The sequence below is a fragment of the Arcicella sp. GW822-FHT02H01 genome, assembly GCF_058802005.1.
Genome location: NZ_JBXANT010000004.1, coordinates 111,793 through 131,546 on the forward strand (window position 1 = coordinate 111,793; position 19,754 = coordinate 131,546).

Consider the following 19,754-nt stretch of genomic DNA (forward strand, 5'->3'; position numbering starts at 1 on the left):
TTTTCTTAAAAATTGCAAAATTTGCAATATAATTTACCCTAAAACCTTCTGATAATTTGCAGTTTTTTTATACCTTTGTTCTATTCAATTTGATAAATTTTAATAATTATAATGTCGATTAACTTATTAAAGAAAGAACGTAAAGATTTGATTTTAAAAGAAATCAATGTTCATACAAGAATATCTTTAGGAGAATTAGTAGAAGCGTTGAGTGTATCTGAAGACACCATTCGAAGAGATATTAATGAATTAGCAGAAGAGGGCGAAATTATCAAGATTAGAGGCGGGGCTATGTCAAAAGCTTACCATCACTCTTCTAATCTTAAGGAGACCTATGCCCATAGTCATAAAGTAGAAATAGGACAAAAAGCATTTTCTTTGTTAAAAGAGGGAATGTTAGTGCTGATTGGTGGGGGTACTACTATCCGAGAATTTGTAAAACTAATTCCAGAGGATTTTACGGCTACCTTCATGACAGTCAACCCTTTAACGGCTGTTGAATTATTGGATAAACCTAATATTGAGATTATTCTGATTGGTGGACAAGTATCAAGATACAGTCAAATGTCTATTGGTGGAGAAGTACATCACCGCCTTTCAGAAATGAAAGCAGATTTATGTATTTTGGGTACAAATGCGCTGGATGCTCAGGGAGGTTTAACTGACTCTGATTGGGAAACGGTACAAGTAAAAAAGGCGATGATGAAGGCATCAGACAAGGTGGCGGTATTGGCTATTTCAGAAAAATTAAATTCTGTGATGAAAATGAAAGTAGCCGACCTACAAGAAATCGACTACTTAATTACTGAATTACCCGCCCATTCTCCAGAATTATCTGCTTATCAAAATAGCAAGTTGCAAGTTTTATAATTAATTGTGATTGATTGTTTACAATGACTGATTGAGTGAGTTGTGAGTTAGTGATTTTTAAAAAAATTGAAAAATAAAATAATTTTGGGGAACTTACTTTCTGTGAATCGCCTTCCCAATCACTAAATCACTAAATCACTAAATCACTAAATCACTAAATCACTAAATCACAATTCACTAATTCACAACTACCTAACCTCTGGTTTATATTTTACAAAGCCGAAGAGGTGTAAAAATACAGATCTCGACATTCTGAAATTAAAAGGTACCGAAAGAAGTGATACTACTGTGATTGGGATGATATAACCCATAATCGGAGGGTCATTAAAAAACCAATACAATACTACGCCCAACACAATTAATATTAATATGGAAAACCCATAGCTTACAAACATCGCTCCATACCAAAAGCCCGGTTCTACTTCGTAACGTAAATTACAAACAGGACAATTTGTATGCATTTCATCAAACTTATCTACACGTAAGAATGAATATTTAAACATTTTACCTTCTCTACATTGTGGACATCTTTGTTCGACAATGGCTTCAAATTTAGAACGCTCTCTATCTAATTTCAAGGTCTGATACTGGCTCATAACTTTATTGTTTAATTATCTTTAAATGATTTTTATCATTTAATAATCATACAACAAAGCTACTACCAAGCCATCCAATCTAATGGTATTTAATAAGCTGTCTATAGGACTATTTACTTATTTAGTGAATTAGTGTTTGAGTGAGTTGTGATTTTATTCCTATACATCTAATCACTAACTCACAATTCACTCAATCACTAATTGTTTTACCACGTTTGTTTTTTGTGTCCAATCGTTGCGAAGTATAATATGTATAGATAGCAAGGAATTAATATCAGATATGCTTGTTGAACACCTACTGACTCAGCGATTTTTCCATAGAAAAATGGTAAAATAGCACCGCCACCAATACCCATAATCAACAAAGCAGAACCAAATTCGGTCTTTTTACCCAATCCTTTAATCGCTAAAGGGAAAATGGCTGGCCACATTAAAGAATTAGCTAAACCCAACAATGCCACAAAACCAACAGACGTAAATCCAGACGTAAAGATGATACCGATGGTAAATAGTACGCCAATAATACCACAATACATCAATGCCTTATTTTGCGGAATGTATTTCGGAATAGCCACGATACCTACAAAATAACCAACTAGCATAGCAATTAACGTTAGCGAAGTAAAGTTTTTAGCAACATCTAAACTAATGCCTAATGAACTTCCGTATTGTCCGATAGTATCTCCAGCAATTACTTCAACGCCTACACAACAAAAAATAGCTAAAATCCCTAATACCAAATTTACGTGTTGGAATATACTTTTTCCGCTTGTATCTTGAACGGCTTCGTTTTCATCCTTGCTTGTGTCAATCTCAGGCAAACTAGATTTATAAATCATAAATGCCAAAAGCAATAATGCAATGGCCATTACGATATAAGGTACGATAACTCGTCCAGCCAATTCGTTTAATAATATTTCTTTTTCACTGGCAAGGCTCGTTTTTAATTGATTTTCGATGTCGCTTGCACCATCTAAAATGATTGCCCCTAATATCAGTGGACTTAAGGCTCCTGCAATCTTATTACAAACACCCATGATACTAATGCGTTGAGCAGCACTCTCAATCGGGCCTAAAATACTGATATATGGATTGGATGCCGTTTGTAATAAAGAAATCCCTGCTCCTTGAATGAATAATCCTGTAAGGAATAAAGCAAAAGAACGACTTTGGGCAGCAGGCACAAATACAACGGCACCTATCGCCATTATTACCAATCCCCAAGCCATACCGTTTTTAAAGCCTACTTTTGTCAAAATTAAAGACGATGGAATCGCTAAAAAAACATAGGCAATATAAAAAGCAAAGGTTACTAAAAGAGCCTCGGCATATTCAAGTTCACAAGCAATTTTAAGAAATGGTATAAGGGTTCCGTTGAGCCAAGTGATAAAACCAAAGATGAAAAACAGCATCCCGATGATAACAATGGGCGATAGAAAAGATTTATTTTTAGTCATAATGGTGGTTGGTTTGGGGCAAAATGTATAAATAAAGTAAGTTGAAGACAATCTTGAAAGGCACATATTAAATAAATTCACTACAGGCATAGCCCGTAGTGAATTCTAATGTTCAAGCATTATTAATATATAACCAGTTCTAACTAAATACTTGTTGTTTTGATTGATAATAAGGAAAAACTTACCCTAAAATCAATAATGATATCTTACAAAAGCCTCGATGGCTGCATATTCTGCAAAACCTAACTTATTGTACAATTCAGCGGTAGCGCTATTTCTGTCTTCGGCACGTTGCCAGAATTCTCTTGAATCGTTCCCTTGAAAAACTACCCCATCTTTTTGAGATTGGTGTTTGAAAATACCATGACGCTTCTGCAATACTTGCGTTGGGCTCATTGGCACAGCCATTTCAATTTCATGAATATCCCATTCTGCCCATGCTCCACGATACAACCACACCCAACAGTCATTCATGTATTCTTCTTTTTTCAAACGATCAAGCGATTCAAAAATAGCATCTAAGCATACTTTGTGCGTTCCGTGTGGGTCGGCCAAGTCGCCTGCTGCAAAAATTTGATGTGGTTTTATTTCAGCAATGATATTCGATACAATTTTGATGTCTGCTTCGCCCAATGGCATTTTTTGAATAGCACCTGTTTCATAAAAAGGCATATTCAAAAAGTGAACATTAGTAGCAGGAATACCAACAAAACGGCAAGTAGCTTTTGCTTCACCTTGACGAATGATGCCTTTTACATAACGCACCGCAGGAATATCTATTTCACTGTCTTTTTTAGTACTTAAAAATGCACGAGCTTCTTCAAAAACAGTATTGTATTTTCTGTTCTCGATATCGAAGGTGTTATTGAAATCGTCTAAGAAATCGATAAAGCGTAGGGCTTCATCGTCTGCCACAGCAATGTTTCCAGAAGTCTGGTAAGCTACGTGTACATCATGTCCTTGGTCAACTAAACGTTGGAATGTTCCCCCCATCGAGATAATATCATCGTCAGGGTGTGGACTGAAAATCAAGACTCTTTTCTGTGCAGGGAAAGCTCTTTCTGGTCTGTTGGCATCACTCGCTAGCGACTTGCCCCCTGGCCATCCCGTAATAGTATGTTGAAGGCTTTGGAAAACCTGTAAGTTAATATCGTAAGCCTGTCCGTAGTTCGCTAATAAATCACTCAAACCGTTTTCATTATAATCACGGTTGGTTAATTTCAAGATAGGTTTATCCAAACTCAATGCTAAATTGGTAACGGCCTTTTTCACCATCATCTTATCCCAATTTACTTCATCAAACAACCAAGGTTTTTTTCGACTACTCAATTCCGAAGCACTGGCTTCATCTAAAATGAATCTTACATTCTGATGCCCTTGTAAATATGATGCTGGTATTTTTTCAGAAACAGTACCTTCTATTGCCTCCTTGATTACTTTTGCTTTATGCTCCCCAAAAGCTAAAAGAACAACTCTTTTGGCTTCCATGATTGCCTTTATTCCCATTGTCACTGCTCTGCGTGGCACTTTTACCAAAGAACCAAAGTCGCCAGCAGCATCCATGCGGGTAGTAATATCAAGTGTCATTAGACGGGTTCTTGAATTAACTAACGAACCTGGTTCGTTAAATCCGATATGTCCATTTCTACCGATACCTAATATTTGTATATCTAGTCCGCCTAACTCTTCAATCTGAGCCTCATATTCTTTACAAAAAATTGAAAGCTTTTCCAGTGGCAAAGTACCTGTTGGAATATGGCAGTTTTCAGGAGCAATGTTTATATGATTAAACAATTGTTCTTTCATAAAGCGATGATAACTCTGTACGGCGTCAGGTTGCATCGGATAATATTCATCCAAATTGAAAGTAATCACATTTTCAAAACTTAGTCCTTCCGTTTTATGCAGGCGAATAAGTTCAGCATATACTTTTTTAGGGGTTGACCCCGTAGCTAAACCTAATACTGCAGGTTTGCCTAAAGCATTTTTGTGACGAATAATTTTTGCGATTTCTTGTGCCACCGCTTTAGAGGCTTCAGAGGCATCTTTATAAATTTTGGTGGGTACTCTTTCCAAAGAGATTGCTTCTTTTTCTAATTCTATGGCTTCAGTTGCTTCAATCATTTTAATGACAATTTTGAGTAAATATTTCTTAGTGATGGAATAAGAAGCACAAACTTAATGTCAAAAGAATTATACTACACAATGAATTTTAAAATAAAAAATACAAAACAGTAAAATAATTATTACTGAAATATATTACCGAATATAAAAAATTACCTAATGTTAATTAGAAAAGAGAGGAACAATAAAGATAAAAAATCGGAAATAAAATATTGATTTTTTCAAAAAATGCATTAAATAGCACATAAAGCCTATTTTTAATGGGTAAAATACAATATTGATTGAGGATTTAAGTAAGAATTAATGGAAAAACAAGAGATAGTAGAAGAGATATAGAATTTCTTGAAGAGCGTTGAAAACATCAAATGGGCTAAAAAGACATATTTTAACCCATTTGATGAAATTTTGATAAAATTATAAATTTCACGTATCTGGAAATATATTTCCGATTAACAAAGTTTATTAATTATTTTTTCCATTCGTTATCTACCATTCTCCAAATATTCAATGGATTAGATTCCTGTAATTCTTCAGGCAAAAGGCTATCTGGGAAGCTTTGATAACTAGCAGGACGAACAAAACGTTTGATAGCATCTGGTCCAACTGAAGTAAAACGAGCGTCAGTACATGATGGGAATGGTCCGCCATGGTGCATCGCAAAACACACTTCAACACCTGTTGGAACACCATTAAAAATCAATCGACCGCTGATATTTCTGAGTGCTTCTAATATGTCGTCATTCGCTTGTAATTCAGCTTCAGTAGCCATAAATGTAGCTGTTAGCTGTCCTTCTAAATGCTGTATTACTGCTGTTAGCTGTGCTACATCTTTACATTTTACCACCAAAGAAAAAGGACCAAATACTTCTTGATGTAGAGTTGGGTTCGCTAAAAACACCTCAGCATCAACAGAAGCTACAGTAGCCAATCCTTGAATGCTATCCGTTTTCTCAACAAGCGATTCTGCTTCTGTTTTTACCTCATTTTGTGCTAATGCTACCGTTTTTTTGCCTTCATAGTTTTGGTAAATACCTGCATTAAGCATCTTTGAAGGGACCACTTTTTCTATTTCCGTAGCAAGAACGCTGATGAAACGCTCCAAGTCAGCATTATCAACGCCTAAAATCAACCCTGGATTAGTACAAAACTGACCAACACCTAAAGTGATAGAGCCTGCATATTCTTTGGCAATGCTTTCAGCACTTTCAGCCATTTTTTCAGGCATTAGTACTACAGGATTGATACTTCCCATTTCTGAAAATACAGGAATCGGTTCTGGACGCTGATTCGCCATATCAAATAAGGCTTTTCCGCCAGCAAAAGAACCTGTAAAACCAACCGCTTTAGTTACTGGGTGCATTACTAGGGCTTTCCCGATTTCAAAACCGTTGCCTCCATCTACATGGGCAAAAGTACCTTTAGGCATTCCTGTGCGTTCTGCTGCACGTAGTACTGCACCTGCAACCATAGCAGAAGTACGAGCATGTGCTGGATGACCTTTTAATACTACTGGACAACCAGCAGCCAAAGCCGAAGCAGTATCGCCACCAGCGGTTGAATAAGCATAAGGGAAATTACTAGCCCCAAAAACCACTACTGTCCCAAGAGGCACAGACATTTTACGAAGGTCAACTTTGGGTAATGGTTTCCGGTCTAGTTGAGCAGTATCTATGCGTGCTTCTACCCAAGAACCTTCCTCTAATAAATCAGCAAACATTCTTAACTGAAAAATTGTACGTCCACGTTCGCCCAACAAACGGGCTTCTGGAAGATTGGTCTCTTCCATCGTAGTATGAATGAGCTCCAAGCCCAACGCTTCAATTTCCTCGGCAATCGTTCTTAAAAATACAGCTTTTTGTTTTCCAGAAACCTTACGGTATTGTTTAAACGCTTCAGCAGATTGAAGCATAATTTCATTAATATTATCCATTTCGTTTAATTCCAGCGATTTATGATGAGGCTGTTGATTATGTATATTATATAAAGTAAATAAAGGAAGAAATTACCTATTGAACAAAAACTAAAAATCAATAAATGATTATTTTACAAACTTATAAAGATAGGGTGCTTTGTGTGCTGCTCCTGTAAATTTTTTTTCAATGCGTTCTAAAATGCCCATTGTTAATATTTTACGTTGAAAGTTATCTCTTCTTAAAGGCTTATCCAGAATAGTTTCATATAAAATCTGAAGCTCTTTCATGGTAAACGTTTCAGGCAACAAATTAAGTCCAACTAATTTATCATCGAGCATAAACCTTAACGTTTCTAACGCTTTCTGAATGATTTCTGCATGGTCAAAAGCTAAATTAGGTAACTGGTGAATATCGTGCCATTCGCAAGCTTCATCATAGATACCGATTTTGGTATTTACCTTCGAAAAATCAACCAAAGCATAATAGCCTATCGAAATAAAACGCTCGAAAACCCAACTGTCTTCCGCTATTTGAATTCTATTCGCCATTAATACTTTCTTGAGGGTTTCACCAGTAGAACGATTGGCTCTGCCAAAAACGTAAAATTGTTCAAGATAAATGTCTCTTAGCCCTGTTCTTTCTTCCAATATTCTTTGTGCAGCGGCTTCAATATCTTCACTTTTCATAATATACCCACCTGGCAACGACCATAGTTCTAATTGCTTTACTTTCGGTAATAATACCTTTAGTTGCTCTCCATGAAACCCAAATATCACACAGTCAATGGACAATTGTTGAATGTATTTGCTCTCGTCAATCACTATTTTATCGGATTCCATACTTGTCTTATTCTAATACTAATTTCCACAAAAATAATACAAAAACTTGGCGGATTCAAGAAAATGAATTATCATTGTTTCATTATGGAACAATGATAATACTTAATCAATGAAATATTTAATTTTTTAATTATTTATCCTTACGTTTACCTACCATTTACTTTGTTTTCAGCCATTTAATTTTATTATCTAATTCAAAACGATCAGTTAAAATGAACAAAAAACACTACCAGTTTCCCCCTTTAATAAATACTCTTATGTTGATATTGGGTATTTTTTTATTGGGTTCTAAGGTACTTATTGGACAAACAAATGCGCCCAGAGTATTGGTCTTTAGCAAAACGGCTAGTTTTCGTCATACTTCTATTGAAGCAGGACAAGCAGCCTTTCAAAAAATGGCCAAGGAAAAAGGGTTTGTTGTAGACTTAACAGAAGATGCAACTGCATTCAATACTGAAAACCTTAAACGCTACCGTGCTGTCGTTTTTTTAAGTACTACAGGGGATGTATTAAACCCTGAACAACAAGTAGAGTTTGAACGCTACATCCAAGCTGGCGGTGGCTACTTGGGTATCCATGCGGCAACAGATACGGAATACGACTGGCCTTGGTATGGTCGTTTGGCAGGTGCATTTTTCTTAGACCATCCAAGTACTCCAAGCAATGTTCAAAAAGGGAAGTTTTATGTAACGATGAAAAACCACTGGGGAACAAAGATGTTGCCTGACGAGTTTGAGCGTGAAGATGAATTTTATAGTTTTCAGAAAATAGACCCAACTATTAATGTGTTGGTAAAAATCGATGAGAAAACATACCAAGGAGGTAAAAATGGCGACAACCACCCAATTAGCTGGTACCATGAATTTGATGGAGGTCGTTCATTCTATACAGCAATGGGACATACAGACCAAACTTATAGCGAGCCTCTTTTCTTGGCACACCTTTGGACTGGCTTAAATTATGTAATGGGCGGAGATACCCCAAAACCATTAGATTACGCAAAGGCCCGTCCTGAAGAAAACCGTTTTTCTAAAGTTGTGTTAGAAGAAAAATTGAGCGAGCCAATGGAATTAAGCGTATTGAATGACGGCCGTATTTTATTTATCGAGCGTCGTGGAGATGTGCGTTTGTATAATACTAAAACGAAACAATTAAAAACGATTGCGTCGATTCCTGTAAGCACAAAATATAAAGATAAAGAAGGCAAAATTTCAGAAGCAGAAGATGGTTTATTAGGTTTGAGCAAAGACCCTAATTTTGCACAAAATCACTGGATTTATTTGTATTATTCACCTCCTGGTGATGATGCCAAAAATATCTTGACGCGTTACGAATTACGTGGTGATGAATTGGTTTTATCTTCTAAAAAGGTATTGTTAGAAATTCCAACACAAAGAGAACAATGTTGTCACACTGGTGGCTCTATTGCTTGGGATAAGGCTGGTAATCTTTTCCTTTCAACGGGTGATAATACGAACCCACATGGTTCTAGTGGTTATAGTCCAAGTGACGAACGTGCAGATCGTTCACCTTGGGATGCTCAAAAATCCTCGGCCAACACGAATGATTTAAGAGGTAAAATTATCAGAATTAAGCCTACTGTTGATGGTTCTTATACCATTCCAGAAGGGAACTTATTTGCAAAAGGTACGCCAAATACGCGTCCTGAAATTTATACAATGGGACATCGTAACCCATTCCGTATTTCGGTAGACCAAAAAAATGGCAATTTATATTGGGGTGAAGTTGGACCAGACGCCAACAAACCTGCTGCTGACCGTGGCCCAGCAGGACATGACGAAGTAGGACAAGCACGCAAAGCAGGCAATTATGGTTGGCCACATTTTGTAGGTGATAACAAGGCTTACAATAAATTTGATTTTGTTAATAATAAATCATTAGAATTGTGGGATGCCAATGCACCAACGAATACTTCCCCAAACAACACAGGTTTGAAAGTATTACCTCCAGCACAAAAAGCATTTATATGGTATCCTTATGCCGAATCTCCAGAATTCCCATTAGTAGGTAGTGGCGGTAGAAACGCCATGGCTGGACCAGTATTTTATAGTGAAGCTTTCAAAAATGCTAATCATGCTTTTCCGAAATATTATGATGGAAAATTATTGATTTACGAATGGATGCGTGGCTGGATTATGGCAGTTACGCTAGACAAAGAAGGTAATTATGTGTCGATGGAACGCTTTATGCCAAGCTATAAATTTAGTAATCCGATGGATATGGAATTTGCCGAAAATGGTGATTTATATATGTTAGAATACGGCTCAGGTTGGTTCACGGCGAATGATGATGCCCGTTTGATTCGCATAGAATACAACGGAGGGAATCGTAAGCCAATTGTACAAATTGCAGCAGATAAAATGGGGGGTGCTATTCCTTTTAAAGTAACACTTAGTTCAAAAGGTACGGTAGATGCTGATGGAGATGTATTAAAATATACTTGGAAAATTACCGACAAGAAAGGATTTATCAAAGTAATCAATACGCCTGATGCTTCATTGACATTAACCAAAGCTGGGGTTTATAAAGCAACGCTTACAGTTTTGGATGGTAAAGGCGAAAGCAATAGCCAATCGATGGAATTGACGGCAGGAAATGAACCGCCAGCATTGGCTTTTGATTTACCAAAAAGCAATAAAACGTTTTACTTCCCGAATAAACCATTCAATTATGAAGTAAGGGTAAATGATAAAGAAGATGGAAGCTTGGCAGATGGAAAAATCAAACCAGACCAAGTAGCAGTAAGTATTGACTATCTGGCAGAAGGTTTTGATAAAATTGCTATCGCACAAGGGCACCGTTCAGCAGATGCTTCGGCAAGTTTTGCGTCAGGCAAAAAATTGATGGAAGCGAGTGACTGTAAGGCTTGCCACAGTATTGATAAAAAATCAGTGGGACCGATGTACAAAGACGTTGCGGCTAAATACAAAACTGATGGCGGAGCATTAGAACGATTGACCAAGAAAGTGATTTCTGGTGGAAGTGGCGTTTGGGGAGAAGTTCCAATGAGTGGTCATCCACAACTTTCGGCTGCTGATGCATCTGATATGGTAAAATATATTTTGAGTCTCTCACAAGAAAAAGCTAAAGCAAATACTTTGCCTGTAAAAGGAGCATATACGGCTAAATTGCCTGCTAACGACAAAGGACAAGGCGTATATATTTTGCGTGCTTCTTACGAAGATCAAGGCTCGAAAGGAATACCTTCATTAGCTTCTGAAAAAACATATACCCTTCGTAATGCGAAAATGAGTCCGCATAAATTTGATACATACGAAGCCGTTTCAAAAATGTCATTCGGTGGTAACGAGTTAATTATTCCTTCTAAATCAGGTTCTTATGTCACTCTTAATCAGATAGATTTAGCAGAAATTAAGCAAATATCATTCTCAGCTGTTACACCAAAAGCACAGTTGAATGCCCAAGGCGGAGTTATTGAAATACGCCTTGATTCACCAACGGGGAAAGTAATAGGAGCATCTCCATTCCTTGCTCCTTCAGAAGAAATGAGCTTTGCGGGCAAACCAGTTGCCATCAACATTGCTCCTACCGAAGGAACGCATGATTTATATGTTGTCTTCCAAAACCCAAAGGCGGAAGGCTCGTTGATGGTAGTGATGGGTGTTGAATTTAAAACAGAAGTAGGTGATACTGCTCCTGCCACTGTTGCGACGCCTGAGACTAAAACAGATTACAATGTTTATGCAGGCAAGTATAAAATGACAGGCTTACCGTTTGAGTTTATCTCAATTGCTGCAAAAGACGGAAAATTAATCATTGATGCAGGCGGTAACGTAGGAGAACTAACCCCAACTGACACTGCTGATAAGTTTGATGCAGGAGGCAAAGGAACAGTTAGTTTTGTAAAAGATGATACTGGAAACGTCGTTAAAATGAAATTAGAAGCAATGGGAATGGCTTTTGATGGTAAAAAAGAATAAGTATTAAAACAGAAGGGCAACAGGGTGAAAACTTTGTTGCCCTTCTTTCAAACCTTTAAAACAAATGAAAAATAACATAGAAAATCTGGAACAAAATCATTCAAGCCGTCGCCAATTTATGGCTCAAATGGGACTTTTGACAGCGGCAAGTTTTCTTCCTGATACAATACTCGCTTCGGCAAAACCACACTTTGAAATTTCTTTAGCGGAGTTTTCCTTAGCAGGGTCATTATTCAGTGGTAAACTGAAAAACATGGATTTTCCTGCCAAAGCTAAAAATGATTTTGGCATCAGTGCCGTGGAATACGTCTCGATGTTTTGGGCTGATAAAGCCAAAGACCAAGCTTATTTAAACGAGCTGAAACAAAGGACTGCTGATTTGGGTGTTCAGAATGTATTGATTATGGTAGACTCCGAAGGTGATTTAGGGGCGAGTGATGCATCGGCTCGCCAGAAAGCCATTGAAAATCATTATAAATGGGTAGACGCTGCTAAATTTTTGGGCTGTCATTCTATTCGTGTAAACATGGATGGCGACGGTACGCCCGAAGAAATCATGAAAGCAGGCGTAGATGGTTATGGTAAATTGGTAGAGTATGGACAAAAAGCAGGTATTGGCGTAATTATCGAAAACCATATTACCATTTCTACCAATCCTGATTGGTTAGTAAGTTTACTGAAACAAGTTAATAATCCTTATGCAGGTTGTTTACCTGATTTTGGCAATTTTATTCAAAGAGAAAAGCCTAAAGCCATGACGATGGAGGGATTCAGAGATGCCAAAGTAATTCATGAATATGATAAATACGATGGCGTAAAAAAACTGATGCCTTTTGCCAAAGGTGTAAGTGCTAAAACGCATTTCTTTGATGAGAGTGGAGCTTGCACAGATACAGATTTTGCCAAAATAATGCCGATAGTCAATAAAGGTATTACTAAAAATTTCAAAGGGTTTGTAGGCATTGAATACGAAGGAGGATTTATGAAAATGATGGGAGCCAAAGAAAACTATTTGGACGAGGATGCGGGCATCAGAGCAACTAAGGCTTTGTTGGAAAAATATAGAATGTAAGGGTTAATCTATTGAGTATTTATTATTTATTAATATAATATATAATCATAACCTGATGGCATGACTTGAAGTCATGCCATCAGTATTATATCGCTTCCCAAATTCCCCTCTTTAGCGGAAAAAAGCTTCTGTCTGAAAGCTCAATGCCTATTGCTGACTATCTTTGTCAGAAACAAACCTTTTGCCATTCATGCAGACACTCCAACAACTGTACTCAGGAGAACTATTAGGAATAACCCGTTTAAAATTATCTTGTGGATTAAAGACCTTTCCAAAGGAGATTTATACTTTAGCTGATACCTTAGAAATTTTAGATTTATCAGGCAATGAGCTTTCATCTCTCCCAGATGATTTTGGCATCCTAAAAAATCTAAAAATCGCCTTCTTTTCAGATAACCTTTTTACGGTGTTTCCAGCGGTATTAGCTGACTGTCCTGCCTTAGAAATGATTGGTTTCAAAGCCAATATCATCAAAACAATTCCAGAAAATGCCATTCCTATCAATACTCGTTGGTTAATTTTGACGAATAATGCTATTGAAAGCATTCCTGCTTCTATTGGGAAATGTACTCGTATGCAAAAGTTGATGTTGGCTGGTAATCGGCTAAAAGCCTTGCCACAGGAATTAGCAGGCTGTAAAAACCTAGAATTATTCCGCATTTCGGCCAATCAAATTGAACAATTTCCCGAAGAATTATTAACGTTCCCTCGTCTTTCGTGGTTGGCTTTTGCAGGCAATCCTTTTTCAGAAAATACTGAAGAACAAGTAGCCTTAGAGGAATTTTCTTGGCATGAACTAACCATTAAAGAGCAATTGGGTGAAGGGGCTTCAGGCATTATTGCTAAAGCTGTTTGGGAAACTCATCATAAGGAAGTTGCCGTAAAAGTATATAAAGGAGAAGTAACCAGCGACGGTCTGCCAACTGACGAGATGAATGCTTGTATTTCAGCAGGATCGCATCCGAACTTGGTAACAGTACTAGGCAAAATCAAAAACCATCCAAGTAACAAGCATGGTTTATTGATGGCACTGATTCCTCCGACATTTAGAAATCTTGGCGGACCACCAAGTTTTGAAACTTGTACCAGAGATACTTATCCTGCTGACACTGTCTTTACCTTGACAGAAGTCATTAAAATATCTTCTTCTATAGCTAGCGTTGGCGAACATTTACATTCCTTGGGGGTTTCACATGGCGACTTGTATGCCCATAATACGTTGGTAGATGAAAATGCGAATACATTGTTTGGAGACTTCGGTGCGGGTAGTACTTACCATGTCCATTCTAGCAAAGCTCCTGCCATTCAGCGTTTAGAAGTAAGGGCTTTTGCTTGTTTGTTAGATGATTTACTAAGATACATTCAGCCTGCTGAAACAGAAAAAGAGGCTGTTGTTATTCTTCAAGATTTAGTAAAAGCTTGTATGAACGAAATCGTTTTGGCGCGACCAAGTTTTAAAGAAATTCATCAGCAAATTTTACTACTTCGCTAAACTACCTAGTCTTTCTTATACACTCTATCTCAAAACCTATTTAATTTTACAAAAAACTTATTGCTCTCGGCTCAAAGCTGATAGCTTTTTAAAACTTCCATCATCAAACATTCATGAAACAAACAATTACATTTATTTTATTACTTTTTAACCTAAATCTATTTGCCCAAAAAGTTGAAGGAACCATTACAGATGCTAACAAAAACCCCATTGAAGGCAGTTTTATTCTAAACAGACGTATTGACAAACATTCACATTCAAACAAATTGGGGTATTTTATGCTAGACAAAGTCAGCAAAGGTGATACTTTGGAAATCTCGTGCATGGGTTTTAAAACACAGAAAATTGTGTTTACACCAGCAGAGCATTTTTTAAAAATCGTTTTAGAAGAAAGTACTTTTCAGCTGAATGAAGTAACGATTAGTCCAGAAGTAAATGCCCAAAGCATCATCTCTAAAATAGACTTAAAGACTTATCCTGTCAATTCTTCTCAAGAAATTTTACGCAAAGTCCCAGGGCTATTTATCGGTCAGCATGCTGGCGGTGGCAAGGCTGAGCAATTGTTTTTGCGTGGCTTTGATTTAGACCACGGCACAGACATCAATATTTCTGTGGATGGAATGCCTGTGAATATGGTTTCGCACGCACACGGACAAGGATATGCCGATTTACACTTTCTGATTCCAGAAACCATTGAAAAAATAGACTATGGTAAAGGCCCTTATTTTGCCAATAAAGGCAATTTAACAACGGCGGGGTATGTTGAATTTCAAACCAAAGAACGCATCAAGGAAAGTCAGGTTTCGGCAAGTGCTGGCATGTTTAATACTTTTAGGACGATGGCTTTGGTTAATTTGTTAGGTCAACAAGAAAAACAATCGGCTTATATCGCCAGTGAATATTTGTATTCTGATGGCCCTTTTATTTCGCCACAAAAATTCAATCGATTGAATCTGATGGGGAAATATGCCCTTGAGTTGCCCAATCAGCATAAAATCAATTTTTCAGTCGCCTATTTTACCAGTAAATGGAATGCTTCGGGGCAAGTGCCCCAGCGAGCCATTGATGAAGGTTTGATTACTCGTTTTGGGACAATTGATGATAAAGAAGGCGGCAATACAAGCCGAACAAATGTCAATTTTCAGCATACTAAAAAGGTAGGTGAATCCCTTCTGTTTAAAAATATGGCTTATTACAGTCACTATAATTTTGAACTATATTCCAACTTTACTTTTTTCTTGAAAGACTCAGTCAATGGCGACCAAATCAAACAAAAGGAATCCAGAGATATACTAGGGTTTCAGTCAGAAATTCATAAATATTATACACTTTCAGGGGGCAGTTTATCTTGGCAGTCGGGCTTAGGGCTTCGTTATGATGCCGTGAACGACCTTGAGCTTTCACATACGCTCAACCGTGTGACGATTTTGGAAAGGTTAAAATTTGGAGATGTAAAAGAAACCAATGCTTTCGGATTCACAGGCATTGAATATCACCGTGGCAATTGGTTGATTAATCCAGCTATCAGATTTGATTACTTCAATTTTAATTACCTCGACAAACTTAATAACAACCAAGTTCAAAATGTTTCAAAATTTATTGCCAGTCCGAAATTGAATGTTATTTATAATCCAGACCATGATATTCAGCTATTCTTTAAAGTAGGAAAAGGATTTCATTCAAATGATACGCGTGTAAGTAGCTTAGCAATTAATAGCAAAGAGGTATTACCAGCCGCTTATGGCAGTGATTTAGGGATGATTTGGAAGCCACAGTCACGCTTAATCTTAAACATGGCTTTGTGGATTTTACATCTTGACCAAGAATTTGTCTATGTAGGCGACGAAGCCGTAATTGAAGCCAGTGGAAAATCATTACGAAAAGGGTTTGATTTAGGTATTCGTTATCAATTAAACAATTGGCTGTTTTTCAATGCCGACATGACGAATACTATCGCTAGAAGTATTGACGAACCCAAAGGGGCAAATTATATTCCCTTAGCTCCCGACTTTACCCTAACAGGCGGATTAAGCATTACCCATCCTTCTGGATTTTCTGGAGGACTACGCGTTAGACATTTGGGCAACCGCGCAGCCAATGAAGACTATACTATCATAGCCAAAGGCTATACCGTCACAGATTGTAATGTGAATTATAAAATCAAGAAGGTAAACTTTGGTTTAATAGCAGAAAATCTATTGAATGTAAAATGGAATGAAACACAGTTTGCCACAGAATCAAGATTGAAAAATGAAAGTGAACCAATAACAGAAATTCACTTTACCCCAGGCTTCCCTTTCTTTTTAAAAGGGACAATAGGAATTAGTTTTTAGGTAAATCCAACAAAAAATGCCTCAGATCTTTATTGAACTGAGGCATTTTTATTTTCAAAAACATTATTTATTTCAGACTTTTTGCCGATACAAAATCTATCCATTCTAAACTAAACAAATCCTTGTTTGGCGTTTCTGTTTTGATAAAGACAAAATACAAATCATGTTTTCCTGCAATTGCTTGAATCGCCGTACTCTGTTCTGTATAAGTATTCCAATTACCTGTTGGTGCATACGTCAAAGTACTAATTAACTCTCCCGTTGGCGAATCTGCATGTACTTCAATTTTAGCTCCTTTGTCTTTTGAAGAATAGCGATAAGTAAGTTGTTCAATATTCTTTAAGTCTATATTTTTCAATACAAAGTACGAGCCATTATGGATATTGCCTAAACGTTTTCCTTGTCTACTAATATTATTAAGCACATCTGCTTCGCTACCAAATACTTTCGTAGGACGCAACACCAACACGTCGGTCTTACTAAGTGCTAATAACGCCTTTGTTTTGCCTTGTGGTGCTACTAATGACCCTTTGTCTGTATAAGAAGCCGTCAACACATAGCGTCCTTCTTGCTCCTTACCTACGTGTTCTTTCAACGTAATATTACCTTGCTGAGGGATTCTATTCTCTACAGGTACATTGCCTAATGATAGGATGTATTTTACCATTTCGGTAGTTTCTTCACGCGACAGTTGTGGATGGGCACTCATCTCACGTTCATCCCAAATACCGCCACCACCGATGATGATTTTATTAGCAAGCTTTGCAATCGCTGTTTTATCATCTCTGTATCGCTTGGCAACTTCAGTAAACGATGGCCCAACCGATTTTGCATTTACCTGATGACAAGCCTTACAGTCTGACCCCGCAATTAATGATTTACCCAAACTAAAGGTTGAGGTTAATTGCTGATGTCCCATCAATGATTCTCTGCTTACTTTAGGAATATAGTTAAGGATAACCTTTACTTTCTTAGGGTCAATTATTTTATCCTCTTTGTCTTTCACACTTACGGCATACTTCAAGGTAGTTTGCGAAGGCTTAAAGAATGTGCTATTATCCGTCGTAGCAATCGCAACTTCAGGAGTTGTATTTCCTACTTTTATTTTTAAAGTATCGGTGTTGCTTGCTCCTAATTGGTCTTTTACGGTTAATACTACTTTGTAGATGCCATTTTTACTAAAAGTATAAGTAGGATTTATTTCTGTTGATACAGCTTTTCCTTCAAATTTCCATTGGTATGTCAGTTGGTCTCCTTTGTCAAAATCATGACTTTTATCTCCTTTGAAAGCTACTTTTAATGGAGCTAATCCAATAGTATCTACCGCAGCAGCTTCTGCTACAGGGGCACGGTTTCCGCTATTGAAATCTATTTTTACCAAACGAGCATCCTCGTTATCAATACCATAAACTGAGCCATACTCAAGCAAATAAACACTTCCATCAGGACCTATTTCCATATCTACTGGACGACGGAAATCTCCTGTTGTTGGCATAAATGCCTCCATTGACTCATAATTCTGTTGCTTGTCTAAACGTACTGCATAAATCCAGTTACGCATCCAGTCATATACAAATAGTGCTTTATCGTAATAGGCAGGCAATTTTGTTGGATTAGCGATTGAAGGATCAAAATGATACACCGGCCCACCCATGGCACATCTACCACCTACGCCTAAAGCAGGAAATTCTGCTGATTGGTTATAAGGATACCAAATCATTGCCTTTTGTGCTGGAGGCAAGTTTTTAAGCCCTGTATTATAAGGAGAAGCATTTTCAGGCGCTTTTGGGTCAAAAAGAGAACCTATTTTTTTCGTAGCAAAGTCATATTGAAAATACGGTTTATTATCGCCTACAAAATATGGCCAGCCATAGTTACCTGCTTTCTTCGCTTGATTAAATTCATCATAGCCACGTGGACCTTGAATACCATCTGTTCCAGCATCAGGGCCAATTTCACCCCAATAAAGGTATGATGTTGCTGGGTCAACCGAAATACGGTAAGGGTTACGACAACCCATTACAAAAATTTCTGGGCGAGTTCCTGCTGTTCCTTTAGGAAATAAGTTGCCTTCAGGAATGGTATAAGAACCATCAGTCTCTACATGAATACGAAGAATTTTACCTCGTAAATCATTTGGATTACCTGCCGAGCGTTGTGCATCAAAAATAGGTCTTCCTTCTCTTGAGTCTATCGGTGCATGACCATTCGATTCAAAAGGCACGGTATTATCCCCTGTTGAGATAAACAAATTTCCATGCGCATCCCAAGCCATAGAACCTCCTGTATGAGCACTTACTTCTAAGTCTATAGGAAACTCAATAATTGCTTTTTCACTTTCAATATCAAGGGTACTGTCATCATTTACTTTGAATCTTGCAATTCTCTGTTTAGTTTGTTCTTTATCTTGTACGGTATAAAAAAAGTACAAATAATGATTCTGACTAAAGTGAGGGTCTATGGTCATCCCCAATAAACCATTTAAGTACTTATCAACCGCTTTGGCAGGAAAATCATAGAGTAATCTAGTCTTTTTCTGAACAGGGTCGTATACATAAAATTTACCTGCTCTTTCTACGAAGAATACACGACCGTCTGGAGCAACAGCCAATTCCATTGGTTCGTTAAGGTCGTTAGAAAGTACGCTTTTTTTAAAGCGATTTTCTTCAGGTCGATTTAAGGTATCTGCCCACACATTAGCCTTTGAGGCTGTAGTATGTGTGTTCATAGATTCATGGGTAAGAGAGCTTAAACCTAGGAATGCTCCTAGATACAAACTGTATTTTGCGATAGAATGAAACATTGAGAGTATATTAAACTTAAATAATAGAGATAAATAAAAGTACAGTATACCAAATTTAAGTAAGTATGTTGTATTTTTTCAAGACTTGATTTGAATAATACAAAATTATTAGGCAGGATAGAAATATCAGTCTTGTTTTTCGTCAAAAATAGGGGACATATTGGTAATACCGATTTTGTTATTTCATCGTACTTTATATTGCTAAGAGGCCTCTTTTTTTTAAATATACCCTTGTATAATAGAAATTTATTTAGAAAACTTATTACTAACATTACTGAGTATATTTTAGAGGG

Annotated in this window: 11 protein-coding genes; 5 read left to right on the plus strand and 6 right to left on the minus strand. The window is 37.2% G+C overall.

Translation table 11 applies throughout. The features are described 5' to 3' along the window. The first annotated feature begins 111 nt into the window (after nt 1-111). A complete protein-coding gene (locus tag AC1RNE_RS22375; RefSeq protein ID WP_492804335.1) occupies nt 112-870 on the plus strand; it encodes a DeoR/GlpR family DNA-binding transcription regulator in 759 nt (252 codons plus the stop codon). A gap of 188 nt (nt 871-1,058) precedes the next feature. On the opposite strand, the gene AC1RNE_RS22380 is transcribed toward AC1RNE_RS22375, so the two are convergent. The 5 genes from AC1RNE_RS22380 to AC1RNE_RS22400 form a co-directional block, all read right to left on the minus strand. Then, nucleotides 1,059-1,466, minus strand: coding sequence for a DUF983 domain-containing protein (locus AC1RNE_RS22380; RefSeq protein WP_492804337.1), 408 nt, complete (start codon nt 1,464-1,466; stop codon nt 1,059-1,061). A gap of 206 nt (nt 1,467-1,672) precedes the next feature. Further along, nucleotides 1,673-2,923: a sugar MFS transporter gene (locus AC1RNE_RS22385; protein WP_492804338.1), complete on the minus strand. Its 1,251-nt coding sequence runs from the start codon at nt 2,921-2,923 to the stop codon at nt 1,673-1,675. A 192-nt stretch (nt 2,924-3,115) separates the two neighbouring features. Next, nucleotides 3,116-5,047 carry a glucosamine-6-phosphate deaminase gene (nagB, locus tag AC1RNE_RS22390; protein WP_492804339.1) on the minus strand — a complete coding sequence of 644 codons (1,932 nt, stop codon included), beginning with the start codon at nt 5,045-5,047 and terminating at the stop codon, nt 3,116-3,118. A 466-nt stretch (nt 5,048-5,513) separates the two neighbouring features. Beyond that, nucleotides 5,514-6,977 (minus strand): aldehyde dehydrogenase (NADP(+)), encoded by a 1,464-nt coding sequence (locus AC1RNE_RS22395; protein WP_492804340.1) that lies wholly within the window; start codon nt 6,975-6,977, stop codon nt 5,514-5,516. Between the two features lie 108 nt (nt 6,978-7,085). After that, nucleotides 7,086-7,799, minus strand: coding sequence for an NUDIX hydrolase (locus AC1RNE_RS22400; protein WP_492804342.1), 714 nt, complete (start codon nt 7,797-7,799; stop codon nt 7,086-7,088). 212 nt (nt 7,800-8,011) lie between these two features. On the opposite strand from AC1RNE_RS22400, the gene AC1RNE_RS22405 reads away from it, so the two are divergent. The 4 genes from AC1RNE_RS22405 (at nt 8,012) to AC1RNE_RS22420 (ending at nt 16,658) form a co-directional block, all read left to right on the plus strand. Further along, on the plus strand, nt 8,012-11,761 hold the full coding sequence (locus tag AC1RNE_RS22405) for a ThuA domain-containing protein (protein ID WP_492804344.1): 3,750 nt from the start codon (nt 8,012-8,014) through the stop codon (nt 11,759-11,761). Nucleotides 11,762-11,825: 64 nt separating this feature from the next. Next, complete coding sequence (locus tag AC1RNE_RS22410; protein ID WP_492804345.1) at nt 11,826-12,833, plus strand: sugar phosphate isomerase/epimerase family protein; 1,008 nt, start codon at nt 11,826-11,828, stop codon at nt 12,831-12,833. Nucleotides 12,834-13,023: 190 nt separating this feature from the next. Then, the gene (locus tag AC1RNE_RS22415; RefSeq protein WP_492804347.1) at nt 13,024-14,325 is read left to right on the plus strand and encodes a leucine-rich repeat-containing protein kinase family protein; all 1,302 of its coding nucleotides are present in this window, start codon (nt 13,024-13,026) and stop codon (nt 14,323-14,325) included. A 113-nt stretch (nt 14,326-14,438) separates the two neighbouring features. Next, entirely contained in the window at nt 14,439-16,658 is a 2,220-nt protein-coding gene (locus AC1RNE_RS22420) for a TonB-dependent receptor (protein WP_492804348.1), read from the plus strand. 67 nt (nt 16,659-16,725) lie between these two features. On the opposite strand, the gene AC1RNE_RS22425 is transcribed toward AC1RNE_RS22420, so the two are convergent. Next, nucleotides 16,726-19,461 (minus strand): PQQ-dependent sugar dehydrogenase, encoded by a 2,736-nt coding sequence (locus AC1RNE_RS22425; RefSeq protein WP_492804350.1) that lies wholly within the window; start codon nt 19,459-19,461, stop codon nt 16,726-16,728. Nucleotides 19,462-19,754 lie beyond the last annotated feature (293 nt).